At 64.4% G+C, this 24820-nt stretch carries 22 protein-coding genes; 9 read left to right on the top strand and 13 right to left on the bottom strand.

The features are described 5' to 3' along the window. Positions 1–63: 63 nt before the first annotated feature. Positions 64–813 (bottom strand): hypothetical protein, encoded by a 750-nt coding sequence (locus tag BM190_RS15575; protein ID WP_092256230.1) that lies wholly within the window; start codon positions 811–813, stop codon positions 64–66. A gap of 292 nt (positions 814–1105) precedes the next feature. Between BM190_RS15575 and BM190_RS15580 the strand changes: the two genes are divergently transcribed. From BM190_RS15580 to BM190_RS15590, 3 genes are all read left to right on the top strand, one after another. After that, positions 1106–2137: an ABC transporter substrate-binding protein gene (locus tag BM190_RS15580; protein WP_177237096.1), complete on the top strand. Its 1032-nt coding sequence runs from the start codon at positions 1106–1108 to the stop codon at positions 2135–2137. Next, positions 2134–4827 carry a hybrid sensor histidine kinase/response regulator gene (locus BM190_RS15585; RefSeq protein WP_092256235.1) on the top strand — a complete coding sequence of 898 codons (2694 nt, stop codon included), beginning with the start codon at positions 2134–2136 and terminating at the stop codon, positions 4825–4827. Before BM190_RS15580 ends, BM190_RS15585 begins: the two co-directional genes overlap by 4 nt. Positions 4828–5070: 243 nt before the next feature. Next, positions 5071–6006 (top strand): c-type cytochrome, encoded by a 936-nt coding sequence (locus tag BM190_RS15590; protein WP_244550658.1) that lies wholly within the window; start codon positions 5071–5073, stop codon positions 6004–6006. 139 nt (positions 6007–6145) lie between these two features. On the opposite strand, the gene BM190_RS15595 is transcribed toward BM190_RS15590, so the two are convergent. Beyond that, positions 6146–6622, bottom strand: coding sequence for a hypothetical protein (locus BM190_RS15595; protein WP_092256241.1), 477 nt, complete (start codon positions 6620–6622; stop codon positions 6146–6148). A 458-nt stretch (positions 6623–7080) separates the two neighbouring features. Then, positions 7081–7992, bottom strand: a complete 912-nt coding sequence (locus BM190_RS15600) for a LysR family transcriptional regulator (protein ID WP_177237097.1) — start codon at positions 7990–7992, stop codon at positions 7081–7083. Between the two features lie 130 nt (positions 7993–8122). Here BM190_RS15600 and BM190_RS15605 point away from each other — a divergent pair, with 130 nt between their 5' ends. Beyond that, complete coding sequence (locus tag BM190_RS15605; RefSeq protein WP_092256242.1) at positions 8123–9061, top strand: ring-cleaving dioxygenase; 939 nt, start codon at positions 8123–8125, stop codon at positions 9059–9061. Then, the gene (locus BM190_RS15610) at positions 9058–9684 is read left to right on the top strand and encodes an alpha/beta hydrolase (protein ID WP_092256245.1); all 627 of its coding nucleotides are present in this window, start codon (positions 9058–9060) and stop codon (positions 9682–9684) included. Before BM190_RS15605 ends, BM190_RS15610 begins: the two co-directional genes overlap by 4 nt. Positions 9685–9886: 202 nt before the next feature. Here the strand turns inward: BM190_RS15610 and BM190_RS15615 are convergent, their stop codons facing one another. Beyond that, a complete protein-coding gene (locus tag BM190_RS15615; protein WP_092256247.1) occupies positions 9887–10822 on the bottom strand; it encodes a LysR family transcriptional regulator in 936 nt (311 codons plus the stop codon). Positions 10823–10919: 97 nt separating this feature from the next. Between BM190_RS15615 and BM190_RS15620 the strand changes: the two genes are divergently transcribed. From BM190_RS15620 to BM190_RS40425, 3 genes are all read left to right on the top strand, one after another. Next, entirely contained in the window at positions 10920–11795 is an 876-nt protein-coding gene (locus BM190_RS15620; RefSeq protein ID WP_092256250.1) for an aldo/keto reductase family oxidoreductase, read from the top strand. 348 nt (positions 11796–12143) lie between these two features. After that, positions 12144–12302: a hypothetical protein gene (locus tag BM190_RS40420; RefSeq protein WP_177237098.1), complete on the top strand. Its 159-nt coding sequence runs from the start codon at positions 12144–12146 to the stop codon at positions 12300–12302. A 118-nt stretch (positions 12303–12420) separates the two neighbouring features. After that, positions 12421–12573: a hypothetical protein gene (locus BM190_RS40425; RefSeq protein ID WP_018315939.1), complete on the top strand. Its 153-nt coding sequence runs from the start codon at positions 12421–12423 to the stop codon at positions 12571–12573. Between the two features lie 148 nt (positions 12574–12721). On the opposite strand, the gene BM190_RS15630 is transcribed toward BM190_RS40425, so the two are convergent. The 8 genes from BM190_RS15630 to BM190_RS15665 all read right to left on the bottom strand — a co-directional run bounded on the left by BM190_RS15630 (position 12722) and on the right by BM190_RS15665 (position 22860). Beyond that, a complete protein-coding gene (locus BM190_RS15630) occupies positions 12722–13927 on the bottom strand; it encodes a calcium-binding protein (protein ID WP_092256252.1) in 1206 nt (401 codons plus the stop codon). 240 nt (positions 13928–14167) lie between these two features. After that, positions 14168–15370: a calcium-binding protein gene (locus BM190_RS15635; protein WP_092256255.1), complete on the bottom strand. Its 1203-nt coding sequence runs from the start codon at positions 15368–15370 to the stop codon at positions 14168–14170. Positions 15371–15943: 573 nt separating this feature from the next. Next, positions 15944–17440, bottom strand: coding sequence for an ABC transporter substrate-binding protein (locus BM190_RS15640; protein WP_092256258.1), 1497 nt, complete (start codon positions 17438–17440; stop codon positions 15944–15946). Positions 17441–17496: 56 nt separating this feature from the next. Continuing rightward, complete coding sequence (locus tag BM190_RS15645; protein WP_092256261.1) at positions 17497–18501, bottom strand: ABC transporter ATP-binding protein; 1005 nt, start codon at positions 18499–18501, stop codon at positions 17497–17499. Further along, the gene (locus tag BM190_RS15650) at positions 18498–19511 is read right to left on the bottom strand and encodes an ABC transporter ATP-binding protein (protein ID WP_177237099.1); all 1014 of its coding nucleotides are present in this window, start codon (positions 19509–19511) and stop codon (positions 18498–18500) included. Before BM190_RS15650 ends, BM190_RS15645 begins: the two co-directional genes overlap by 4 nt. A gap of 2 nt (positions 19512–19513) precedes the next feature. Then, a complete protein-coding gene (locus BM190_RS15655; RefSeq protein WP_092256267.1) occupies positions 19514–20407 on the bottom strand; it encodes an ABC transporter permease in 894 nt (297 codons plus the stop codon). Then, complete coding sequence (locus BM190_RS15660; protein WP_092256270.1) at positions 20404–21354, bottom strand: ABC transporter permease; 951 nt, start codon at positions 21352–21354, stop codon at positions 20404–20406. Before BM190_RS15660 ends, BM190_RS15655 begins: the two co-directional genes overlap by 4 nt. A gap of 84 nt (positions 21355–21438) precedes the next feature. Beyond that, on the bottom strand, positions 21439–22860 hold the full coding sequence (locus BM190_RS15665) for an amidase (RefSeq protein ID WP_092256876.1): 1422 nt from the start codon (positions 22858–22860) through the stop codon (positions 21439–21441). 126 nt (positions 22861–22986) lie between these two features. Here BM190_RS15665 and BM190_RS15670 point away from each other — a divergent pair, with 126 nt between their 5' ends. After that, positions 22987–23874, top strand: a complete 888-nt coding sequence (locus BM190_RS15670) for a LysR family transcriptional regulator (protein ID WP_092256273.1) — start codon at positions 22987–22989, stop codon at positions 23872–23874. 7 nt (positions 23875–23881) lie between these two features. Here BM190_RS15670 and BM190_RS15675 read toward each other — a convergent pair whose 3' ends face one another. After that, positions 23882–24817, bottom strand: a complete 936-nt coding sequence (locus BM190_RS15675) for a carbohydrate kinase family protein (protein ID WP_092256880.1) — start codon at positions 24815–24817, stop codon at positions 23882–23884. Between the last annotated feature and the right edge of the window lie 3 nt (positions 24818–24820).

Raw genomic sequence — 24820 nt, forward strand, 5'->3', positions numbered from 1 at the left:
TCCTCGTCATCGGCATTGGCGCCGATCCACAACCGGGTGGGAGAATGTCGTGCGATCCCGACATCAGAACTGGCCGGGCGGCAGCTTGAAAATGTCGGGGCTCTTGGCGTCGGCCACGTAGAACAGCAGCAGGCTGGTCGGCGTCAGCACACGCTGGTTGTTCTCCTTGTTCTCGAACGTGCCCTGGAGCAGCAGGATGACCGAGCGATCCTTGGCGTCGCTGCCGCGGAACATCACGATGCCGCCGGCGACGGGCATGTTGACGGCGATGGAGTCTGGCTTGAAGCCTTCGCCCATGAAATGGGCGCGCAGGATGTTGGCGTTGGAGAACAGCTTCTCCGGCGTGATCGCCGCGTCAGTCCCCTTCGACCAGACCGCGCCGACCTGGATCAGCGACTTCGACTTGTAGCCGAACACGTAGGAGAGCTCGGCGGTGCCGCCGTTCGGCAGCAACTCCGGAACGGACAGCAGAATGCTGTGCGTCAGCTCGGACGCGTTGTCCTGCGCCTTGATGGCGTCGGGCTTGGCGTTGAAATCCTTCGTCATCGCCGCGCGCACATCGGCCTCGTTCATGCCGAACTTGGCGGAGCGGAAACCATCGATCGCCTTGATCTTGTCGTCCGCGGCCGGTGTCTCGGCTGAATTCGCCCCGGCGGCGACGGACGTGCCGGCTGCAGCGGGAGCGCCGGCCGCGGCGGCCTTGGGTGCCGGCGCAGCCTTCTGCTTCGGTACGGCGCCCTGGGCCGCGAGCGGTCCGGCTGCAATGGAGGTGAGCAGGCCGACGACGGCCGGAATGAGATAGATTTTGCGCATCGAAACCTTCGAAAAAACTGAAACAACGCTTCAAAAATCGGCAGCTGCGAAATCACCTTCCGCGAACCGTCGTCGCAACCGAGACGGAAAATGTTGCAACGCGACAAGGCGTTACAGGGCGTCACGAAGGAGACAGCGCTCGAAACAGCGACTCTTTGGCAGCGTAGGAATACGGTATCGGGCTGCCAAACGCTGCGAATGAGCATTCATAAGCGCATTTTTTCATCAATTGTGGATGCCGGCCGTTCGCGCTAAGCATCCGCTCCGGGGCAAGCATCATGCAAAGAGTTTCATGACCGAACGGCCTTCCGCTCTCGCGGTCGATCGCCGCGGGTTCATTCGCCTTGCGGGCGCAACTGCCGCGGGATGGGTCGCGCTCGGCGCAACGTCGGATCGCGTGCGGATCGTCGCATCGTTGACCGCATTGCCGCTCGACGACGAACTGACCCGGCGGAGCCTGATCGACAGCACGACCTCCCGCCTCGGTGGCCTCGTCGCCGGCTTGAGGCAGCGCGGCTGGGTCGAAGGCGTCAACTTTCGCCTTGAGCTCCGTTCGACCTTCGGCGGACCGGACCGGCTGAAGGCCGCGATTCAGGAATTGCTGGAGCTGGAGCCGGACGTGATCCTGACGGGGTCGACGGTCGAAACCGCGGCGGTCCTTGCCGCCACCAGGACCATCCCGATCGTCTTCGCGACCGCCAACGATCCCGTCGGCAATGGCTTCGTCGAAAGCCTTGCACATCCCGGCGGCAACGTTACCGGCTTCACCAACAGCACCGCCGAGATGGGCGGCAAATGGCTGCAGCTGATCCGTGAAGCCGTGCCCGACCTCGCGCGCGTCGGTATCCTGTTCAACCCGGCGACCACCCCTCGCGGCGGGCGTTTCTTCCTCGACTCGATCGAGCAAGAGGCGGCCGGGTCCGGACTGTCCGCAATCCCCGCCCCCGTCAACACGCCGACGGACATCGACGAAGCCGTCAAGCCCTTCTCCGAGCCGCCCAAGGCGGCGTTGATTGCGCTGGTCGACAGCTTCCTGGTCGTCAACCGGAAGGCGGTCGTTGAGGCGGCCGCCAAGTATCGCGTGCCCACGGTCTATCCATTCCATTACTTCATGGACGCCGGCGGATTGATGAGCTACGGGCCGACGCTGGAAGTGCGCTCGGCCGACTATGTCGATCTCATCCTGCGCGGCACCAAGGCCGGCGACCTGCCGGTGCAATCGCCGCGGAAATACGAGCTGCTGATCAACCGCACGGTCGCCCGCACGCTGGGATTGACCATACCATTCACGCTGCTCGCGCGCGCCGACGAGATCCGCGAGTGAACGAAACGGTCGACCAGGGACATTTGCGAACGCCTCCCGGCCGGCTGTTCCGCAAATATCTCTACTCGATCGTCGCCCTCGCCTTTGCCGCGCTCGCCATCAACACCGGCTTCGACGTCTGGTTCTCCTATCGCGAGCAGAAGCAGCTTCTGGCGGCGACCCAGCGCGAGCAGGCGGCGTCCGCTGCGATTCAGATCGGCCAATTCATCGGCCAGATCGAAAACCAGATCAGATGGCTCTCGCGCCTGCCGCCGGAGCTGTCGACCAATGAAGACGAGCGCCTGAACGCCATCCGTCTCCTGCGCCTCTCTCCGGCGATCGCGGAAATCGCCGAGCTCGACTCGCACGGGCTTGAACAGATGCGCGTGTCCCGCCGTGTGGCGGACAGGATCGGCAGTAAAGCCGACCTCTCCGCCTCGCCCGCCTTTCGCGGTGCCAATGAAAGCCGAGCCTATTACGGGCCGGTCTACTTCTTCGGCGACACCGAACCCTTCATGACGCTCGCCACCCGCGGAACTGGCCGCAATCCCAATGTGATCGTCGCCGAGGTCAATCTGCGTTTCATCTGGGACCTCGTCGCCGGGATCAGGGTCGGCAACACCGGCAAGGCCTACGTGGTGGACCGCACGGGAGTCCTGATCGCGCATCCCGATTTGTGGCGGGCCCTGCAGCGCAGCGATCTCTCCGGCTATGCCGACGTCCGCGCCGCGCTCGACGGCGTGGGGCCGCCCTCCGGCGGCCTGGTCAAGGAGGACCTGTCCGGTCAGCGCGTGCTGTCGACCTATGCAACGGTCCCCTCGCTCGGCCTGCTGGTGTTCGTCGAGCTGCCGCTCAGCGAAGCCTATGCGCCGATCTACGCGTCGATTGGCCGTTCCACCTTTCTCCTCGTCGTCCTGCTGGCCGGTGCGGTGCTGGTCTCTCTCTTTCTCAGCCGGCGCATGACGGGGCCGATCCAGCTCCTGACGCAGGGCGCACGGCGGATCGGGAGCGGCGATCTCGGCCTGCGGCTCGCGATCAAGACCGGTGACGAGCTGGAAGCGCTCGGCGACCAGTTCAACCGGATGGCCGCGCATCTGCGCGATTCCTACGCGACGCTGGAGCGCAAGGTGATCGAGCGCACCTCCGAGCTGGAGAAAGCGCGCGATCAGGCCCTTGCCGAGCACGATGCCGCCGAACGCGCGCGTAGCGCGGCGGTGGCGGCCAATGAGACCAAATCGCGCTTCCTCGCCGTCGTCAGCCACGAACTGCGCACGCCGCTGAACGGCGTCATGGGCGTGCTGCAGCTGCTCGACGACGGCAAACTGGGCGAGGCGCAGCGGCGCCACCTCACGACTGCGGCCGCATCGGGTGAGACGCTGATCGCGCTGGTCGATGCCATCCTGGAATATGCGCGCCTGGAGGCCAGCGCCGAAACCCTGGAGCCGCGTAATTTCCGCCTCGACCAGCTGATCGAAACGGCCGCCGACCTGATGCGGCCCCAGGCCTTCGGCAAGGGACTGACCTTCGACCTTGCCTGCGATGCCTCGGTCAGGACCTCGGTGCACGGCGATCCTGTCAGGCTCAATCGCATCCTGCTCAATTTGATCGGCAACGCCATCAAGTTCACGCCGTCAGGCGCGGTCGCCGTCAACGCAGCGGCCGAGCGCCGTGACGGTCATGTCCTGCTGCGCGTGACCGTTCGCGACACCGGCATCGGCATCGCCCCCGACATGCATGAGCGGATTTTTGAGGATTTCGTCCAGGCGGACGACAGCATTGCGCGGCGGTTCGGCGGCACCGGCCTCGGACTTGCAATCGCGCGGCGCCTCAGCCGTTTGATGCGCGGCGAACTGACGGTGGAGAGCACGCCGGGCGCGGGCAGCACGTTCACACTCGAAGTACCGCTCGATCCGGCCGCCAGCGGCATCGCCCAAGGTGCAGTACAGCCGCCAGCGCGGCGGCTTCGCGTGCTGCTGGTCGACGACGACCCCGTCAATTGCGAGGTCGGCGAAGCCATGCTGAACCGGCTCGGTCATCATGCCACGATCGCCAGAAACGGCGCCTCGGCCACAGAGCTTGCCCGCGATCAGGCGTTCGACGTCATCCTGATGGACCTGCACATGCCCGACATGGACGGCGTGGAGGCGGCATCGCGGATCGGCAAGCTCGGCCTGCCGAGAATGCCGCGCATCATCGCCGTCACCGCCGACGTGTCCTCCAGCGCGCGCGAACGGCTCGCCGAGGCAGGCATTGTCCAACTCGTCAGCAAGCCGATCCTGATCAACGCGCTGCGCGAGGCGATCGAGGACGACCCGGAGGTGGAGCCGGCCGCGGCGCAACTCGCTGCAGGTGCGTTGATCGACCGGCATTTCCTCGACGACCAGAAAGAACTCCTGGGCGCGACCCAAATCGCGAAACTCAACCAGCTTCTCCAGCAGACGAGCGAGCAACTGATCGGCGATATCGTCAAGGCCGCGGACATTGGCGATCACGAGAAGCTCGCGCGGTCCGCCCATCAGCTCGGCAGCGCCGCGAGCGCGCTCGGCCTCGTTAGCATGTTCGAGCGCTGCCGCGAGATCGAGCTGGCGGCAGCCACGATGTCTCCACCCGAGTGCCAGAGTGCCGCGCGTGAGCTCGCTGCGCTGCGAGCAGCCTCGATGAGCGCGCTCGACGATCTGCTCGGGCCCGCCGAGCAGCGGTCGGTCAGCTAGAATTGCTCAGGTCGAGCTCTTCGCGTTTGACCCTGAGCAGACCAAGACGGCTGAAATCGCACATTGACGTCTGCGAGTCCCCGGCGTTGAATGGTGTTTTCGATGTGGCGGAGGAGCTGCGGCGTCCCGTCGCCCGACAAGCGATCGGTTAGCCGCTCCTGATCTTCGCCTTCGGGAAGTACAGTTTGGCTTCACCGACGCGCTGGGAGGTCGAGAGCCATGAGATTTCCAACTGCTCTATGGGTGTTCTCGTTGGCATTGCTCACCGCGTCGGGGGCGCGTGCGCAAATCCAGGAGGGCCCGCCAGCATGGGCCTACCCGGTCAACCCGCCCAATTTTCAACGCACGCCAGACGATGGCACGATCAGGCACGTTCCTGACAGCGCCGCCGGTTTTACGCTCACGCAAGTGCGCGATCTGTTCGCCGCGCCCGACTGGCATCCGGACGATCATCCACCAATGCCAGACATCGTGGTGAGGGGGAGAAAGCCAGAGGTGTTCGCGTGCGGCGTCTGCCACCGGACAGACGGACCGGGCGGTCCTGAGAATGCCAGCCTATTTGGCCTCTCCGCGGAATACATCATTCAGCAAACGGCGGAGTTCAAGACGGGCCTGCGCACGAACTCCGCGCCTCGCGTCGCCACCGACCTGATGATCAAGTTGTCCAAAGCGGTGACAGATCAAGAACTCGCAGAGGCGGCAGCCTACTTCGCCTCCATCAAGCCGAGATCGAATATTGTCGTCGTTGAGGCCGAGGCGGTGCCAAAAACACAGGTGAGAGACCTGTTTCTGGCTCCGCTGGACGGCGCCGAGAAAGAGCCCATCGGCCAGCGCATCATCGAGATACCGGAAAACGTTGAACACTTTGTCAGCCGGGACTCGCGCGCTCGTTTCATCGCCTACGTCCCGGTAGGCAGCATTCAGAAAGGACGGACGCTGGCAACGAACAGCGATCCGCGCGTCCAGTGCGGGACCTGTCACGGTGCTGACCTCAACGGGACTGCCACCGCGCCGGGGCTTGCGTCCCGTTCGCCCACCTACATGTTCCGGCAGCTCTATGACTTCAAATCGGGCGCGCGGAAGGGCGCCAATAGCGAACTCATGAAACCGGTTGTCGAGAATCTCAGCGTCGACGACATGATCGCGCTGGTCGCCTTTTCAGCGTCGCTCAAGCAATAACATTCTTCGGGGGCTGTGCAGAATGGGCCAGCCGGCGCGCTTGGCGCGGTCGGTTCTTCGGCAGGTCGCCCGGCCGGCAATCTGCCGCCGGCCGGGCTAACGCGCCCAACTTCCTTTGCGGCCTGTGACCATTGCGCTGTCACGAACCGGACGTTTTAACGACGAGCTTTATGTTCAGCAGGTTGACGCCTTTGAACGGGTTCGGCGCGCTTTCGATCGTTCCCGTACCCGTGGCGTTCGCATAGGCACCTGTGCCCGACAAGATTGTGTATTCGCCCGTTGATTTGCCGTCCTTGGCCGAACCGGTGTAGCGCGCGGTAATCGAGCCTTCCTCGAACGTGTACGTGCTGTAGCCGAAGAAGGGGCCCGATCCTTTGAGCAAGTCCGAAGTATTGACGAACTCTTTCACTCCGATACGGCCATCGGTGAAGACAGCGACCCCAAAGAATTTCCCAGACACAACCGTCTGTCCTTCGACGTTTGCGGCCTCTATGACCTTGAGGTCGATCGGCTTCGTGATCAGCTTGAACTCGAGCACCCGCTCACCGGCCACGGCTGTTGACGCCGCGACGGCCAATGCCACGCCAGAAAGGAAAAAGGCGAGAGACTTCCGCATAGCTTCCTCCTGCGCTTGTTGAAATCAAGTCGAGAAGTGTGAGCTACTCATCGTGCCCGGCTCTTCGCGGGGGCACGGAAGAGAGCCCTCGGAACGCCCTGACAGCGGCTGAACTCTCTCTGTCCTGAGGCGCGAAGTCGGGACGCAAATATGAGTCCGAGGCACGGGAAGAAAGTTCAACTTTCCGGTCTGGTATAATCGTATCCAGCCACTGCGCGACTCTCAGCAAAGGCACAATCATGATGGCCATTGCTGGTCGCCGGACTTCATCCAATCGTTCGCGGGAGAGCAATTCCGAGGAATCACTGTCAGCAACGTTGACAATAGGAGCACCCTTGCCGCTCACCCTTTCAAAGGCAAATGCCCTGAGTGTCCGCCGTGTAGCTCGCCTTCTTGACTCATCGCGATAGATCGCTGCGAGCCGTTGCCGGGCAGAGTCATGGCTTCCCGACCCAGCCTCAGCCCGCCTGCGCGCCGGCTTCTTCATCGCGCCCAAACCGCTCGACGAGAAAGTCGATGAACAGCCGCACCTTCACCGACAAATGCCGCGTCGGCGGATAGACCGCATAGAGCGCGAGCGGCGGCGCGAAATAGTCTTGCAGGACGGCGCGCAGCTTGCCTGTCCGCAACGCGTCAGCGGCGATGAACTCCGGCAGCAGCGCCAGCCCCCTGCCCTTGATCGCGACGTCGCGCAGCACCTCGGCATTGTTGACGCAGAGCGACCAGGCCGGCTGGATCCAGTGATCGCCATCCGCGCCGGTAAGCTTCCACTGATTGCCGGTGAGCAGGAAGCCGTATGTCAGCGAGGCGTGCTCGCGCAGATCCTGCGGGTGCTTTGGCGTGCCGTGACGTGCGAGATAATCCGGCGAAGCGCAGATCATGCGCGCCACCGGCGTGATTTTCCGCGCGATCAAGCTCGAAGATTCCAGTTCCGCGATCCGCAAGGTCACGTCAAAACCGTCCTGGACGGGATCGAGCAGATCGTCGCTGAGCACGATCTGGAGCTGAAGCTCGCCATAGCGCGCCATGAAATCGGCCAGCACCGGCCCGAGCCGCATCGTGCCGAACGACATCGGCGCGTTGACGCGGAGTAGGCCGCGCGGCGCCGACTGGGCCTGCGTCACCGCCTGGTCGGCGGCCTCGATCTCCGAGAGGATGACGAGTGCGCGCTCGAAATAGCGCTGGCCGTTCTCGGTCGGGCTGGCATGCCGCGTGGTCCGGTTCGGGAGCTGCACGCCGAGGCTCTCCTCTAAGTCGGCGACATATTTGCTGATCGCCGAACGCGACAGCCGCAACTGCCGGCCCGCTTCGGCAAAACTGCCGCTTTCGACCACTTTCACGAAGGCCCGGAGGCTGGCGACCTTATCCAAGGGCCGGCCCCGGTGATTGTTTCCAAATCATAGACATAGCCGTCATATTTGCATGGATTGTCTCCAATCCAAAGCGGAACGATATTTCCGGCCAGAGCAAGACGCTCCCCGAACACTCTGGAGGACGACAATGTCTGGACTGCACCATGTCACCGCGATTGCCGGCGACCCCATCAGGAATTTCCGCTTCTACACGCGGGATCTCGGCCTGCGCTTCGTCAAGAAGACGGTCAATTTCGATGATCCCGGCACCTATCACTTCTATTATGGCGACGAGACCGGCCGCCCCGGCACCATCCTGACCTTCTTTCCGTGGGCGGGCGTTCCGGCCGGGCGCCGCGGCGTCGGCGAGACCCATCAGACTGCCTTCCGCGTGCCGCAGCGCTCGCTCGGCTACTGGACCCAGCGTTTCACCGAGAAGGGCATCGCGTATGAGGCGCTCGAAAAGCGCTTCGGCGAATCCGTGCTGCCGTTCACCGATCCCGATGGCATGGCGCTCGCGCTGGTCGGCGTGCCGGGTGCGGAGAACGAGCCCGGCTGGAGCAATGGCGACGTGCCGGCCGAGCACGCGATCCGCGGTTTCCATGGCGTGACCTTGCTGCTCGACAGCGCGGCGAAGACGGCAGCCGTCCTCACCGACGTGTTCGGCTTCAAGGAGACCGGCCGTGAAGGCTCGGTGATCCGCTTCAAGGCGCCCGGCGATGTCGAGGGCAGCGTCGTCGACATCTACGAGGCCAAGGGCTTCCTGCGCGGGCATCAGGGCGGCGGCTCGGTGCATCACATCGCCTTCCGCGCGGCTGACGATGCCGAGCAGGGCAAGATGGCGCAAAGGCTCGTGAGCAATCACGGCCTGCATCCGACCGAGCAGAGGGATCGCAACTACTTCCGCTCGATCTACTTCCGCGAACCCGGCGGCGTGCTGTTCGAGATTGCGACCGACATCCCCGGCTTCGCCGTCGACGAACCTGTCGCGACGCTGGGGAAAGACCTCAAGCTGCCTGCTTTCCTCGAAGCACAGCGCAAGCAGATCGAGGGCGTACTGCCGAATCTGGAAGAGACCGTGTCATGACCGAGACTGAATTCATCCATCGCTTCGAGCCCGCGGCCAGCGCGGGCTCCCCTCCGCTGCTGCTGCTGCACGGCACCGGCGGCGACGAGAACGACCTGCTCGGGCTCGGCAAGATGATCTCGCCGGGGTCAGCCCTGCTCTCGCCGCGTGGCCGCGTGCTCGAGCACGGCATGCCGCGCTTCTTCCGCCGCCTCGCCGAAGGCGTGTTCGACGAGGACGACGTCCGCCGCCGCGCGAACGAGCTCGGCGACTTCGTCAACGCGGCTCGGCAGCGCTACGGCATCGCCGCGCCGGTCGCGGTCGGCTTCTCCAACGGCGCCAACATCGCAGCCGCGCTGTTGCTGCTAAAGCCGGAGGTGCTGGCCGGCGCGATCCTGCTGCGCGCGATGGTGCCGCTGTCGGATCCGCCCACGGCCGATCTTGCCGGCAAGCCGGTCCTGCTGCTGTCCGGGCAGGCTGATCCGATCGTGCCGGCCGGCAATTCGGCCAAGCTTGCGGCCCTGCTTTCGCAAGCAGGCGCAAGCGTGACCCATAGGGTCCTGCCGGCGGGCCATCAATTGTCGCAAGCCGACGTGACACTCGCCCGCGACTGGATAGGCAACGTCCACGCCAGGGCAGCATGACCTAACTAGCGGCGCATCGTTTCCAAACGGTGCGCCGCCGCCTTCACTCGAACCGCCCGTCGTGGGTCGCACCCATACGGCCTTGATCGCGCCGAAGGGATGCTCGACTGTCTCACGTCGCGTCCGCATGGCGTCTGGAGTGGAATCGAGCAGTCTCTCAACTCTCAAGAAGCGAGCGTCTCGCTACTAGCAAACGCATTGCCTATGCGGTGGGCGTCGCGCCGAGCGCTGAGTGCGATGGTACACCCCTTACGAAGTCTATGAATGCGCGCAACGGCGCCGGCACGAGACGTCTGCCAGGATAGTAGAGAAAGGGACCCGAAAAGCTTTGCCACCAGGGTTCGAGGACCGGCTCGAGCTGACCACTGGCGAGATGGGGACGAAGCCAGTCCTCGAAGAGGGTGACAATGCCGGTACCGGCGATGGCGGCGGCAACGGCGAGATCTGTCGCCGCCCCGACGCTGACCAGCAGCGGCCCTTTGGGTTCAACGCGAACCATTTCGCCCTCCCGTTCAAACTCCCACGGAGCCACCATCGCGCCGGACGAAAGACGACTGCCAAGGCAAGCGTGGTTGACAAGCTCGCGAGGATGATTGGGCCGGCCGTAGCGATCCAGGTAGTTTGGAGAGGCAGCGGTTGCAAAGCGCTGAACGCGAGGACCGATTGGAATCGCCATCATGTCCTGTTCCAGACGCTCGTCGTATCGGATGCCAGCGTCACAACCAGCGGCCAGAACGTCGATAAAGTTATTGTCCGCAATCACTTCAAGCCGGATGTCAGGATAAGCGGCGAGAAAGGGCGGCGCGATGGTGGGCAGCACGAGGCGTGCCGCACTGACCGGTACGTTCAGACGCAGCGTACCTGCTGGCCTGTTGCGGGAGCCGTTGACAACATCGACGGCAGCTTCCACCTCGGCGAATGCTGGCCCGAGCCGCTCGAGGAGACGTTGACCTACCTCAGTGGGCACCACGGTTCGCGTCGTCCGGTTCAACAATCTGACGCCGAGTTGCGCTTCCAGCCTGGTTACCGCCTCGCTGAGTCCTGACGCACTGGCTCCGCTCGACCGAGCTCCGTCCCGAAAGCCTCCGGCCCGCGCGACGGTCACAAAAGCGTTCAGTTCACCCAGATCGACTTTCACTGTTCGCTTCTCCGAACAACCCGTTCGGATTGTACCCGGTTATCGAGCGCGCGGGCAACGTCTACCTACCGACCATTGGTTCTTATGGAGATGACCTATGCCCAACACCGGCCTAACTGCCAGCTTTGACCTCGGAGACCGCCGCGTGAAGCGGCTTGGCTACGGTGCCATGCAGCTTGCTGGCCCGCACGTGTTCGGTCCGCCCAGGGATCGCACCGCCGCATTGGCTGTGCTGCGAGCGGCCATCGCGTCCGGCGTGAACCATATCGACACAGCCGACTTCTACGGCCCACATGTCACAAACCAGTTGATCCGTGAGGCGCTGCACCCCTACCCCAGGGATCTCGTCATCGACACCAAAATCGGGGCTCGGCGTGGCGCGGACGCCTCATGGAATCCGGCCTTCTCGCGCGAAGAGCTCACCCAGGCGGTCCACGACAATCTGAAAAATCTCGGGGTCGACGCACTCGATGTCGTCAACTTCCGCGTCATGATCGACCGGCATGGCCCCGCCGAAGGCTCGATCGAAGCGCCGCTGAACGTCTTGGCCGATCTCCAACGTCAGGGCCTGATAAGGCATATTGGGCTGAGCAACGTGACCGCGACGCAGGTCGCGGAAGGACGCAAGATTTGCAAGATCGTCTGCGTTCAGAACCAATACAATCTGGCCCACAGGTCTGACGACTCCTTGATCGACGACCTTGCCCGGGACGGCACTGCCTACGTGCCGTTCTTCCCGCTCGGCGGGTTCACCCCCCTGCAATCGTCCACTCTAACCGATGTCGCCGCTCGCCTCGGCGCAACGCCCATGCAGGTCGCGCTTGCTTGGCTCCTTCGTCGCTCACCTAACATCCTGCTTATCCCCGGCACTTCGTCCGTCGCGCATCTGCGCGAGAATCTCGCCGCGGCCGAACTCGATTTGCCGGATGATGCGATCGATGAGCTGAATGGCCTTGCCGGGAGCCCCGGTTGAGGCGGTTTCCGGGCGCAGCATGGTGACAGTGCTGCCTCGTGCCAAATTGGGGCCGACAGTATGAAAATGGAAACGCTCAAGGACATCGGACGTCGCCATGCCCTCAAGACCCTGGCCGGCGCCGAGGTTGGGGTATGGCGCTGCGGCGGTTGGCGCAGCCGCTGCGGCCGGTGCTTACGGTTACTACAACTCCGGCTGCGACTATGACAGCTACGGACAGTATATTTGTCCGGTGCAGTATACTTACCGGTATTTGATCAGCCAAAGTTTAGGTCGGCGGTTCGAAGCCGCCGTACTCATGCCTCGGCCAGAGCGCCGCTTCGTCAGCGGCCATCGTGAGTTTGTAAGATGGCCAAGATGCCCACCCGTGGCGGCGTCTACAATCTGAGACTGGGACCTGAGTTGCAGCTTTTGCAGCAGCCGCTTCCGCTGTTCGCCAACTTGATCAGCTCTTCCGCCGATCTGAACCGCAATGGTGCGATGAACTCGGGGAGCAACAGCCGATAATGCTCCTTCCGTCACCGCGAGACTGTTCACTTTTGGCCACAGCCGCCATCGCTGATGCAATTCGCTTATGCGCAGCAAGCGCGGGACGAACCGATCATAATTCGATAGAAACGGTCATATGACCGACCAAACTGCTGACGTCCAGGCTGCTATGCAGTATTTGACCTGGGCACTGGAAAAGATCGAAACGGTGGGCAACCAGAAAGCAGCCCACCACGCCCGTATAGCCTTAGAGGCGCTGCGCAAGGGTTCAGCTGATAAGACTGAATAATCAGCTTCGGCCTGGCACAGCAAGCCCGCTTCGGGTCAGAAGCGGTCGTCCAAGCGCCGAAGTGGTAGCGCTGCTAGGCGGCCAAGATGCAACCCGAGTCTCGCCCCGCCGCAGGCGGGGCGAGATCGTTGCTTCCAGAGCAACTCGCTCAGATGAGGAAGTCGGTCTGGTGCAGGCTCGCCGCGTGGACGCCGTCGAGCGTGATGCTGTCGCTCGCCGATAGATGAATCACGGCGTCGCCGGCGGCATTGTCGCTGATCAGGCTCGACAGCGCCGTCCAGTCCGCAAACCCGTAATCGTGCACATTGATCAGGTCGTGCTCGGTCACCGTGCTGCCGACCGCCTTGTTGCCCTGATCGAAATCGGTGATCAGGTCATTGCCGGAGCCGGTGTTGAAGACGAAGGTGTCGCTGTTTCCGCCGCCGGAAAGCTGGTCATCGCCGGTGCCGCCGTTGAGAATATCCCTGCCGCCGGTGATCGAGCCCGGCGTCGCGGGGGCATAGTTCGCGGCATCACCATAGAGGTGATCGTTGGTTGCTCCGCCGGTGAGAATATCGTTACCGCCTTGGGCATTGCCGGACATGGTCCGCGCATCGCCGAAGAGCTCCGGGTTCGTATAATGGAGGCTGTCGACGCCATCGAACTCGATTGTGAGAATATCATCTCCCCCTTGGGCATTGTCGGTCAGCGAGGTCGCCGAATCTCCGTAGCCGAATCCAGCGGTCCAGACGACGTCGGTGCCGAAGGTGAAGGTGATGTTGTCGTTGCCACCATGCGCATCGCCGCCGATGGAGCCGATGGAATCGCCGCTAGCTGTCGCAAAGCCCTGCATGGTGTTCACAGTGATGTCGAGCGTGTCATTGCCGCCCTGCGCCGTGCCGCTCATGGAACCGCCGGCATCGCCGGCGTACACATGGTCGTAGCTTCGCCAGCCCACCGCGCTCGTGATGGTGTCACTGCCGCCGTGCGAATTGCCCGACATGTCGCCGGCGACATCACCGAAAACATGCACGTCGGTGTAAAGCGAATCGGCCCCGACACTGATCGTGTCGTTGCCGCCCCTGGCGTCGTCGGTCATTGCCCGGGCGTCGCCGACCACGAGGAAGGCATTCCAGCCGTAGCTCCCGGTAACGGTCAGGGTGTCGTTGCCGCCGCGGGAGTGGCCATGCAACGTCGTGTCGTCCTCGCCGAAGATCGTGACGTCAACTTCCGGCTGGGTGACGGTGACCGTCACGGTGTCGTTGCCGCCCCAGGCATCCGTGGTGGTCGGAAAATTCGGATCGCCGTAGAGGGTTTCGATCTGACCAAACTGGTCGAGCAGGACGTCGATGGTGTCGTTCGGCAGATATTGCATGGCGTAACTCCCATTTCATTGTCGGAAGCGGGGCTCACGTCGCTGGAATTTTTGCGCGACGTGCTGTGACCACGCTTCACGGAGACGAATTTAGTTCTGGTCGATGGCGGAGGTTTGCTGGAATTCGGGACAGAGTTTGATGGCGACGGGTTCGCTGCGCCGTGCGGCGAAACTCGTCATTGCGCAGCCGCGATGGCGCTCCGCGTCGCGGGGCGACACCGCCGCTCTTGCTCTGCGCCTTCAGATGATGAAGTCGGTTGGATGCAGGTTCGCCGTGTGAACCCCGTCCAGCGTGATTGAATCATTGGCGGAAAGATGGATCACGGCATCGCCGGCGGAGTTGTCGCTGATCAGTTTCGACAGCGCCGTCCAGTCTGCAAAGCCGTAGTCCTGCACGTCGATCAGATCCTGTTCCACCGCGGTGCTGCCGACGGCCTTGTTGCCCTGACCGAAGTCGACGATCGTGTCGTTGCCCGAGCCGGTGTTGAAGACGAACAAGTCGCTGTTTCCCCCGCCCCACATCCGGTCGTCGCCAGCCCCGCCGTTCAGCGTGTCGACGCCGCCGGTGATCGAGCCTGGTGTCGCCGGTTCGTAGATTCGCGCGTCGCCATACATGAAATCGCGGCCCGCGCCGCCATTGAGGACGTCGTTGCCGCCATGGGAATTGCTCACCATGGTCGGCGCATCGCCGTACATCTGCGCGCCGGCTTCCGCATACTGGCCGTCGAGCTTGACGGTGAGCACATCGTCGCCGCCTTGGGCGAAGTCCATCAGGGTTTCAGCCGAATCCCCGAACAAGGCTCCGCTCGAGATGGGGCTGCCACCGTTCAAGGTGACGGTCAGGTTGTCGTTGCCGCCCTGCGCGAGCCCCCTCAGGGAACCGATGGCGTCTCCGCTGACAGTCGCCCCGCCGTCCGTCGTGAGCACGGCGACATCGAGTGTGTCGTTGCCGCCGTGCGAAGTGTCCATCATTGAACCGCCGGCATCGCCGGCGAACAGGTTGGCGCCGCCGCGCCACGCGATTGAGCCGGTGATGTCGTCATGGCCGCCCTGCGCATTGCCCGACATGTCGCCGGCGACATCCCCGAACGCCGAGATCGTCGTGTAGATGGTGCGGCCGGCATCCGCGACGATGGTGTCGTTGCCGCCCTTGGAATCATCGATCATCGATTGGGTATCGCCGACCACGAGGGCGGTGTCCCAGCCGCCGTCGATGTCGGCGATCAACGTGTCGTTTCCGCCCTGGGAATGACCAAGGAGCATCGTGTGGTCGTCACCGAAGATCGTGAGTTTTGCATTGAGCGCGGCGACACTGGCCGTCACGGTGTCGTTGCCGCCCACGACGTCGGTGGATGCCGGAAAGCCGGGGTCTCCATACACGGTCGCGATTTGGCCAAATTGGTCAAGCGTGACGTCGTAGGTGTCGTTCGGCAGATGCTGCATGGCGTAACTCCCATTTTCATTGTCGGAAGCGGACCTGACGCCTGCAGAGCTTTCTTTTTTGCAAGACGCGTTGTTGACCACGCTTCACCGGGAGCGAATCTACCTTTGGTAGATGGCAGAGATTTGCAGGAATTCGGGAGAGAGTTTGATCGCGCGCATGGAACCGCGGCGGCGGCGTGCGGATCGTCACCTCAGATTGCGCATCCGTGAAGGTTTGATGACCTGCCGGCAAAAGCAGCCGAGCGAACGCCGGCGAATCTGCTTGCGACTCCACCAGGCGGCATCGGCATCTTCACGGCGTGCCTTGCCCGACAGCGGCCCGAACCACGAGACCGCGATGATGGAATATTGCCGGTGTTTTGCCCGACGGGTCAATGTTCCGGCGTATCGACCATTGAACGACGCAACGCACAAGCCATTGCGACGCAACGTGCAAGCCATTGAAATGACTATGCCCGCCTACTGTGCATGGGGTTGTTTTTTAGTTTTTTGTTTGGACGCGTCAAACGAATGGCCTCTCCCCGATGGGGAGAGGCCAAGATTGACGCGATACGCTCGACTTGATGGAGCGCCCTACTCCCAGGACCATGTCGAGAAATCGTTCTCGTATTGCGGGACGTCCTTCCAGACGCCCTTCAGCTTCTTGGCTGTAATGGTGATCAGCTGCGGCTGATAGAGGTAGGCGGAGACGGCGTCGGTGGCCAGCATGCGCTGGGCGTCGCCGAGCAGTTTTGCGCGGGCGGCCTCCTCCGGCGTCGACACGATCTGCTTGTAGAGTGCGTTGAACTTCTCGTTGTTGTAGCCGAGGTAGTAATCCGGCTCGGTGATCTTCACGAGATCGAACGGTTCGACATGGCTGACGATGGTGAGGTCGAAATTGTGCGGACCGTTGCCGGCGAACACCTGCGACAGCCATTGCGCCCATTCGACGTTCTCTATCTTGGCGACGATGCCGACCTTGGCGAGCTGGGCTGCGGCGATCTCGCCGCCCTGCCGCGCATAGGACGGCGGCGGCAGCTTGAGCGACAATTCGAGCGGCGTGGTGACGCCGGCTTCACTGAGCAGCTTCTTGGCCTTCTCGGGGTCGTAGGGATTGATGCCGGTGGTGTCGACATAGCCGAGCGCCCCCGGCACATAGAAGCTACCGATCGGCGTGCCGAAGCCGTCGACGGCGCCGTCGATCATGGCCTTGCGGTCGATCGCGGCGAGGATGGCGCGGCGGACGCGGACGTCGTCCAGCGGCTTCTTGCGATGGTTGATCGCGACGATGGTCTTGGCCCTGGAGCCGCCGACCAGCACCGTGAAACGCGGATCGGCTTTGAACTGGGCCAGGGCGCGCGCCGCGGCGACGCGCGGGAACGCATCGACGTCGCCCGACAGCAGCGCCGCCACCTGCGCGGCCGGATCGGAGATGAAGCGGATCGTCACCTTCGAAAGCTTGATCGCCGAGGCGTTGCGATAATCGGCCCACTTATTCAGCGTGATCGAGGAGCCTTTGGCCCAGGCGCCGAGCTGATAGGGCCCGGTGCCGACCGGCTGCGTCACGTTGGTCGGCGCGCTCTTCGGCTCGACGATCGAGCCGCCCGCCTGGCCGAGCAAGAACGGCAGGTTCGGCTCGGAATATTTCACCGTGATCACGACCGTGTCGGCATCGGGCGCCTCGACCTTCTCGAAGGCCTGGTACAGGCTCTTGTCCTTGTTGGTGCTGGTCGGCGCGGCGTTGCGCTCGAACGAGAACTTCACCGCGGCGGAATCGAATGCCTCGCCGTTATGGAATTTGACGCCCTTGCGCAGCTTGAACGTATAGGTCTTCAGGTCCGGCGAAGCGGTCCAGCTCTCCGCCAGCAAGGGCGAAACGGAGCCGTCCTCGTTGATCTTGGTCAGGGTCTCGTAGATGTTGTAGAGCGTGACCTCGGCGATCGCGGCGGCGGCGGCGTTGGTCGGATCGAGCCCCGGCGGCTCCAGCGCCATGGCCATGACGACGCTGTCCTTCTTGCTCTGCGCCAGCACCGGCAGAGGCGCCGCGACCAGCGCGGCGGCAAATGCGACGATGGATAGTTTCCTGAACATCTCGTAACTCCCCGGCCTGCTGTCTTCGTGAGCCTACGCCAATCCTGCTCCGGACACTAACCTTCCATGGCCGCCTGCGGCAACGCCATCACGGCCTCGGCCTTGTGGCAGGCGGCAAGGTGCCCCTCGCCCACCTTGCGTAACGCAGGCAGGGCCTCGCGGCAATGCTGGTCGGCGAGCGGACAGCGCGCGACATAGGGGCATCCGGCCGCCGCCGTCGATTGCGAGGCGATCGCCTGGCCACCGCGCCGCCGCCGACCGCCGCCGGCGCGGGCCCGCGGCACCGCCTCCAGCAGCGCCCGCGTATAGGGATGGGCGCAATGCTCGAACAGGTCGTCGGGCCGGCCCTGCTCGACGATCCGGCCGAGATACATCACCGCGACCTCGTCGCAGAGATAGTCGACGACAGCGAGGTCATGGCTGATCAGGATGTAGCTCAGCCCGAACTGCTCCTGCAGATCCTGCATCAGGTTCAGCACCTGCGCCTGCACGGAGACGTCGAGCGCGGAGACCGGCTCGTCGGCGACAATCAGCTTCGGCTGGGTGATCAGCGCGCGCGCAATGGCGATGCGCTGGCGCTGGCCGCCGGAGAATTCGTGCGGATATTTCTCCATGTCGGCATCGCGCAAGCCGACCTGGCGCAGCACTGCGGCGACGCGCGCACGAAAAGTGGTGCGGTCGGCCTCTTCCAGCACAGTGAGCGGCTCGGCGACGATGCGGGCTATGGTCTGGCGCGGATCGAGCGAGCCGTAAGGATCCTGGAACACCATCTGAAAATCGCGCCGCGCGCGGCGCAGCTCATCGGGCGGGATACGGTTGAGATCGCGGCCGAGTAGCGCGACCTGCCCCGAGGTCGGCCGCTCCAGCGCCATCACCAGCCGCGCGAAGGTCGACTTGCCCGAGCCGGACTCGCCGACGACGCCGAGGCTCTTGCCGGGTGCAACCTGCACGCTGACGCCATTGAGCGCGCGCACCTGGCCCGGCGGGCGAAACAGGCTCTCCCGCGGCAGGGCGTAGCGCTGCTCGAGATCCTTCACGTCGAGAAGGGGCGCAGCGATCATGCGGACAGCGCTCCGACGTTTTCAGCCATGGAGACATCCGTCCTGATGCAACGCACGACGTGCCGGGGTCCGACGTCGACCATCGGCGGAAGCGCGGCGCGGCATTGATCGATCACGAGCGGACATCGGTCGGAGAACGTGCACCCCGCCGCCAGATCCGCAAGCTCCGGTACGGTGCCCGAAATCGTCTTCAGCCGCGTCCCCTTGCGCGCGCCGAGCTTCGGCCGGGCGCGGAACAGGCCCTGCGTATAGGGATGCCCCATGCGGCGGAACACCTCGTCGGTCGGCCCGCTCTCGACGACGGTGCCGCCATACATCACCATCATGCGCTGCACGTTCTCGGCGATGACGCCGAGATCGTGCGAGATCAGGATCATCGACATGCCGCGCTCCTCGACGAGATCAGCGATGAGGTCGAGGATCTGGCCCTGGATGGTGACGTCGAGCGCGGTGGTCGGCTCGTCCGCGATCAAGAGATCAGGCTCGCAGGCGAGCGCCATCGCGATGGTGATGCGTTGGCGCTGGCCGCCGGAAAACTGGTGCGGATAGGCGTCGACCCGCCGCGCCGGATCGGGCAGTCCGACGCGATCGAGCAAGGCGATGGCTTCTTTGCGCGCCTGCGCCGCCGAATGCTTCTTGTGCCGTCGCAGCGGCTCGGCGACCTGATGCCCGATCGTATGCATTGGATTGAGCGCGGTCATCGGCTCCTGGAAGATCATGCTGATGCGGTTGCCGCGCAGGCGGCAGTAATCGGCATCCGATAAGCCCGCGAGCTCGTTGCCGTCGAGCTTGATGCTGCCGGTGACGCGTGCGCTATCAGGCAGCAGGCCCATCAGCGACATCGCGGTGACCGACTTGCCGCAGCCGGACTCGCCGACCAGCCCGAGCGTCTCGCCGCGCTTCAGGGAGAAGCTGACGCCGCGCACGGCCTGTGCCGGCCCGCGGCTGGTGTTGAGGCGGACACCGAGATTGTCGACCTCGATCAGCGGCATGGTGGAGCGCTCGCCCATCGTCATCGCTCCCGTGCCAGTCGGGGATCGAGCAGGTCGCGCAATCCGTCACCGAGAAGATTGAGGCCCAGCACCGCGATCGCGATCGCAGCGCCCGGATAGACCGCGAGCATCGGCGACTGGAACAGCAGCGTCTGCGCATCGTTCAGCATCCGTCCCCAGGACGGCTGTGGCGGCTGCGTGCCGAGACCGAGATAGGACAAAGCGGCTTCAGCCAGGATGGCGAGCGCGAACTGGATGGTGACCTGCACGATCAGGATCGACAGAATATTCGGCAGTACATGCTCGATGGTGATGCGGAAGGCGCCCTTGCCTGCGGCGCGCGCGGCCAGCACGAATTCGCGCGCCCAGATCGCGTTGGCGGAGCCGCGCGTCAGCCGGGTCAGCGTCGGGATCTGGAAGATGCCGATCGCGACGATCGAGGTCACCATCCCCGGCCCCACCACCGCGGCGAGCATGATCGCGGACAGCACCGCCGGAAAGGCGAAGGTGAAGTCGGAGAAGCGCATGATGATCTCTTCGGTCCAGCCGCGCCGGGCCGAGGCGATCAGGCCGAGCGTGACCCCGAAGCTGAGACCGATGCTGACGGCGATGACGCCGACCATGATGGTGGCGCGGGCGCCGGCGAGCAGCAGCGAGACGATGTCGCGGCCGAAGGAATCGGTGCCGAGCCAGTGCGCCGCCGATGGCGGCCGCAGCTTCGAGGCGATGTCGATCTCGTAAGGAGACCATGGCGTCCACACCAGCGAAAGCAGCGCCGAGGCGAGCACCAGAAGGCTTAGCGAACCGCCGAGCACGAAGCTGCGATGGCGCAGCGCGCGGCCCCAGAAGGTCTTGGCCGGTACGCGGCGCGCCGCGACCGGCGCGTCAACCGGAGTGGTTAGGGGCGCGCTCACAGGTCGTGGACCTTGATGCGGGGATCGATGAAGGCATAGAGCACGTCGACCACGAAATTGACGATGACGACCATGGTCGCCAGCAGCATCACGCAATTGCGCACCACGATCAGGTCGCGGTTGGCGATCGACTGGAAGATCAGGCGGCCGAGGCCCGGCAGATAGAACACGTTCTCGATCACGATGGTGCCGGCGAGCAGATTGGCGAATTGCAGCCCCATCACCGTCATGACGGGGATCATGGCATTGCGCAGCACGTGGCTCCACAGCACCTCGCGCTTGCCGAGCCCCTTCGCGCGCGCCGTTCGAACAAAATCCTCGCGCAGCACTTCCAGCATGGCCGAGCGCGTGACGCGCGCAAGGATCGCAGCCTGCACCACCGCGAGCGAGATCGCCGGCAGCAGCAGCGACTTGACGCCGAGCCAGATGCCATCCTCCCAGCCGGAAAATCCCCCCGCCGAGAGCCATTGCAGCCGCACCGCGAACAGGAGCACCAAGAGGATCGCAAACCAGAAATTCGGCAGCGCGATGCCAACCTGCGTCAGCGACATCACGCCGACGTCGCCGAGCTTGTTGTGATTGGCGGCGGTATAGATGCCGGCCGAGAGTGCCAGCGTCACCGTGATCGTCATGGCCATGATCGCGAGCGGAATGGTCAGCACCAGCCGCTCAGCGATCAGGCTGGCGACCGGCGTGCCGTAGACATAGGAGTTGCCGAGATCGCCGACGAGGAGGCCCTTGATCCATTGCAAATAGCGAACCGCCAGCGGCTGGTCGAGCCCAAGCTTGACGGTGAGCGCGCGGACCGCATCCGGCGAGGCATCTGCGCCCATCAGCATCTGCGCGGCGTTGCCGGGAAGCGCGTCCAGCACCAGGAAAATGATCAGGGATGCGCCGACCAGGGTCGCCAGCAAGGTCAACAGACGTCGGAGGAGAAATACGCTCATGCGCGCTCGGCTTCGGGGCTCAGCTGCGGCACGATCAACATGTCCGGGCGGTTGAGGCAAGCCTTTTGCTGCATGCCCATCTCCTCAAGCCGGCCAGCGGGACAGAAGGTCGCTTGAAGCCTCGAACAGCGCGCTGACGCGCAGCAATTCCGCATCGGCGCGGAAGCGACCGACGAGCTGAAGCCCGATCGGCAGGCCGTCTCGGCCAAAGCCAGAGGGCAGGCTGACGGCGGGATGGCCGGTCATGTTGAATGGCATGGTCCAGGGGAACCAGTGCGGCCGGACACTGTCGAAATGCGCTCCGTCGATCTCGATGGAGCCGAACAAATCCTGCTTGATCGGCAGCGCGGTGCGCGTGAGCGTCGGCATCGCCAGGAAGTGTGCGCGCGCAAGCAGCGATTGCACGCGGCGGAACAGCGCGGTACGCGCGAACATCGCCTCCTGATAGTCGACGCCGCTGACCTCGGTCGCGAGCGCGAGCTGCTTGAGGAAGGCCTCGCTCAGCTCGTCCTTGTGGTCGGCTGCGAGTTTTGCAAAGCGCGTGCGCCAGACCGTGTGGTTGATGGCGCGCCAGATCGGCTCGATGTCGAAACCGTCACCGGAAAATTCCTCGAGCTCGGCGCCGAGCCCCGCCAGCCGGTCGAGGCTCGCCTTGAAGCTGGCTGCGACCTCGGCGGACACCGGACGGCCGGGCGGCGTCAGGCAGTACAGGATCCGCTGCCCGCGCAGATCGCCGCGCGGCGCGGCCGTGCCGATGAAATCGGGCACCCGGACGCCGATCGACCAGGGGTCGCAAGCATCCTCGCCTGCCATCGCCTGCATCATCAGCGCGGTGTCGGCGACGGTGCGGGTGGTCGGCGTGACGTAGGTCTGGTTGCCGAACGCATCGAGCGCCTGACTATGGGGGATGACTCCGTTGCTCTGCTTTAAGCCCACCACGCCGTTGCAGGCGGCGGGAATTCGCGTCGAGCCGCCGCCGTCGGTCGCGATCGCGAGCGGCGCGATGCCGCTGGCGACGGCGACGGCCGCGCCGCCGCTGGAGCCGCCGGAAGACCGGCACCGATCCCACGCATTGCGGGTGCGGCCGAACAAAGGTGAATCGGTCAGGCACTTGCTGCCGAATTCCGGCGTCGTGGTCTTGCCGATCAGGATCGCGCCTTCGGCGCGCAGCCGCGCCACCGCGACGGCATCCTCGTTCGGCACATTGTCCTTGTAGGGAACGGCGCCGAAGGTGGTCTTGACGCCCTTGGTGTTGACGATGTCCTTGACGGTGACGGGGATGCCGTGGAGCAGACCGAGCGGCTCGCCGGCCATCATTTTGCGCTCGGCGACGCGCGCCTGCGCCATCGCCTCGTCGCCGGAGAGCGTGATGAAGCAGTTCAACTCGGACTGGAGCGCCTCGGCGCGCGCGAGCACGGCACTGACGATCTCGACGGGCGAAATCCGCTTTTCGGCGATGAGGCCGCGCAGCTCGGTTGCGGACAGGAGACAGGGATCGCCGTTCATCGTCGTCACATCACGCTCCGAGGCGGGCCGCCGTTGGCCCAAAGCATTGACAGCGAGAATGACAGTTTTGTTAACTCGCCGTCCAATACGATTTTGATGGCCAACCCATACGTTTTCGGTATGCCAATGGATCTTCGCCGCCTCCGCTATTTCGTCGCCGTCGCCGAGACACGCAGCGTCGGCAAGGCCGCCGAGCGGCTGCGGATGGCTCAGCCTCCGCTGTCCGTCCAGATCCGCAAGCTCGAGGCCGAGATCGGTGCGCCGCTGTTCCGCCGAGGCACCCGCGGCATGGACCTGACCGAGGCAGGCCAGGCGCTGCTGGCGCGTGCGAGCGAAGCTCTGGCGCTGGCCGTCGACGGCGCCGAAGCTGCGCGCGCGGTCGCCGCCGGCAAGCGCGGGCGGCTCTCGGTCGGCTACATGTTCGTACTGGCGAATGCGATGCTGCCGCGGCTCATCCCGGAGCTGCGGCGGTCCATTCCCGGCGTCGATCTCGACTTTGCCGAGCTCAGCGCATCGACGCGCGAGGCCAGGCTGCTTGACCGCAGCGTCACGGTTGCGCTGTGCATGCCGGCCATCAACCATCCTGAGATCCAGGTGGCTCGGATCGGTGCGCAGCCATTCATGCTGGCAGTGCCGATCCGCTCGCCGCTCGCGCGTCTCGGCGCCGTGCCGATGGCGCGGTTGCAGGGCCGTCCGCTGATCGCGTTGCCGCCTCCGGAGCAAGATCCCGCCTCCTCCGCGGTCGCAGCCCTGCTGCGACGACATCAGATCGTGATGCCGATCGCGAGTCGTGTGGAGACGGTGCATTCGGCGATGAGCCTGGTTCTCGCCGGCGAAGGTCTTGCGATCGTGCCGGCCTGCGCCCAGCTCGGCGCGCCACGCGGCATCGTGTTCAGGCCGCTGCGCGATGCCGCCGATTCCATCGACATCGCGGTGTGCTGGCGGAGGGATTCCCAGAGCCCGCTGATCTCAAGGTTCATAAAATGCGCCGAGAAGGCCGTTGCGCGGATGTGAGGCGGCGCTACCAGCTCCAATTGATCTCATGGCTCCAGGGCGGATCGGCGCCCGGACGGGTGCAGGTCAGGCCGGCGCAATTGGCGGCAAAGGACAGGGCCAGGCGGAGCTCGACGGCGCTGATGTCCTTCAATGCTTGCCGGGCGAGCCTCCCCTGCTTGTGCAGGGCAAAGAGCAGCGCCGCCTGAAAACTGTCGCCCGCGCCGATCGTGTCGGCGACTTCGACCTTGGGCGCGGCGACCTCGATCTGCCCTGCCCCCGCGTGCCATGCGATCGCGCCGTTGTTGCCGCGGGTGATGACGACGAGGCCCGTGCCCTGCCCGAGCAGCATGCTCGCGCGTTGCGGATACGGCTCGTCGCCGAAGAGATAGGCGAAGTCGACGTCGGACATTTTGATGAGATCGGCGCGGCCAGCGAACTCGGCCATGCGCGCCAGATAAGCCGGCTTGTCCTTGACCAGATTGGGCCGGCAGTTCGGATCGAAGGAGATTGTCGATGACGCCCGCGCGTCCGCGATCAGGGCGCTGGTCTCCGCCGCGCCCTGGTCGTTGACGAGTGTGGTCGAGCCGACATGAACGGCGTCAACATGCGCGAACGGAATCGTCCCGCGCCGGTAGGTCCAGTTCCGAGTCGCGGTTCCGGCGTCGTAGAAGGCGTAATGCGACTCGCCCGCGACGATGCGGACGAAAGCGAGCGTGGTCTGGTGATCACTGCGGGTGGCGAGATTGAGGTCGACGTTGGAGGCCGCCGCATGATCTGCAATCATCCGCCCGAACAAATCGGTCGAGATGCCGCCGACGAATCCAGTGGGTGCGCCCAGCCGGGCCATGCCGATGGCGACGTTGAGACAGGAGCCGCCGACCGCCGGCATCACCGCCTCGCGTCCTTGCGCATTTCCCGTCGGCACGAAATCGATCAGCGCATCGCCGCAGGCAATCAGCATGTC

Origin of the sequence: Bradyrhizobium sp. Rc3b, assembly GCF_900114915.1 — a bacterium.
Lineage (GTDB): Bacteria > Pseudomonadota > Alphaproteobacteria > Rhizobiales > Xanthobacteraceae > Bradyrhizobium.

Excerpts from the sequence above, each read along its gene's own strand:
- BM190_RS15575 (WP_092256230.1), bottom strand. The coding sequence starts at position 813 with ATGCGCAAAATCTATCTCATTCCGGCCGTCGTCGGCCTGCTCACCTCC.
- BM190_RS15580 (WP_177237096.1), top strand. The coding sequence starts at position 1,106 with ATGACCGAACGGCCTTCCGCTCTCGCGGTCGATCGCCGCGGGTTCATT.
- BM190_RS15595 (WP_092256241.1), bottom strand. The coding sequence starts at position 6,622 with ATGCGGAAGTCTCTCGCCTTTTTCCTTTCTGGCGTGGCATTGGCCGTC.
- BM190_RS15605 (WP_092256242.1), top strand. The coding sequence starts at position 8,123 with ATGTCTGGACTGCACCATGTCACCGCGATTGCCGGCGACCCCATCAGG.
- BM190_RS15610 (WP_092256245.1), top strand. The coding sequence starts at position 9,058 with ATGACCGAGACTGAATTCATCCATCGCTTCGAGCCCGCGGCCAGCGCG.
- BM190_RS15620 (WP_092256250.1), top strand. The coding sequence starts at position 10,920 with ATGCCCAACACCGGCCTAACTGCCAGCTTTGACCTCGGAGACCGCCGC.
- BM190_RS40420 (WP_177237098.1), top strand. The coding sequence starts at position 12,144 with ATGGCCAAGATGCCCACCCGTGGCGGCGTCTACAATCTGAGACTGGGA.
- BM190_RS40425 (WP_018315939.1), top strand. The coding sequence starts at position 12,421 with ATGACCGACCAAACTGCTGACGTCCAGGCTGCTATGCAGTATTTGACC.
- BM190_RS15630 (WP_092256252.1), bottom strand. The coding sequence starts at position 13,927 with ATGCAATATCTGCCGAACGACACCATCGACGTCCTGCTCGACCAGTTT.
- BM190_RS15635 (WP_092256255.1), bottom strand. The coding sequence starts at position 15,370 with ATGCAGCATCTGCCGAACGACACCTACGACGTCACGCTTGACCAATTT.
- BM190_RS15640 (WP_092256258.1), bottom strand. The coding sequence starts at position 17,440 with ATGTTCAGGAAACTATCCATCGTCGCATTTGCCGCCGCGCTGGTCGCG.
- BM190_RS15645 (WP_092256261.1), bottom strand. The coding sequence starts at position 18,501 with ATGATCGCTGCGCCCCTTCTCGACGTGAAGGATCTCGAGCAGCGCTAC.
- BM190_RS15650 (WP_177237099.1), bottom strand. The coding sequence starts at position 19,511 with ATGGGCGAGCGCTCCACCATGCCGCTGATCGAGGTCGACAATCTCGGT.
- BM190_RS15660 (WP_092256270.1), bottom strand. The coding sequence starts at position 21,354 with ATGAGCGTATTTCTCCTCCGACGTCTGTTGACCTTGCTGGCGACCCTG.
- BM190_RS15665 (WP_092256876.1), bottom strand. The coding sequence starts at position 22,860 with ATGAACGGCGATCCCTGTCTCCTGTCCGCAACCGAGCTGCGCGGCCTC.
- BM190_RS15670 (WP_092256273.1), top strand. The coding sequence starts at position 22,987 with ATGGATCTTCGCCGCCTCCGCTATTTCGTCGCCGTCGCCGAGACACGC.
- BM190_RS15675 (WP_092256880.1), bottom strand. The coding sequence starts at position 24,817 with ATGCTGATTGCCTGCGGCGATGCGCTGATCGATTTCGTGCCGACGGGA.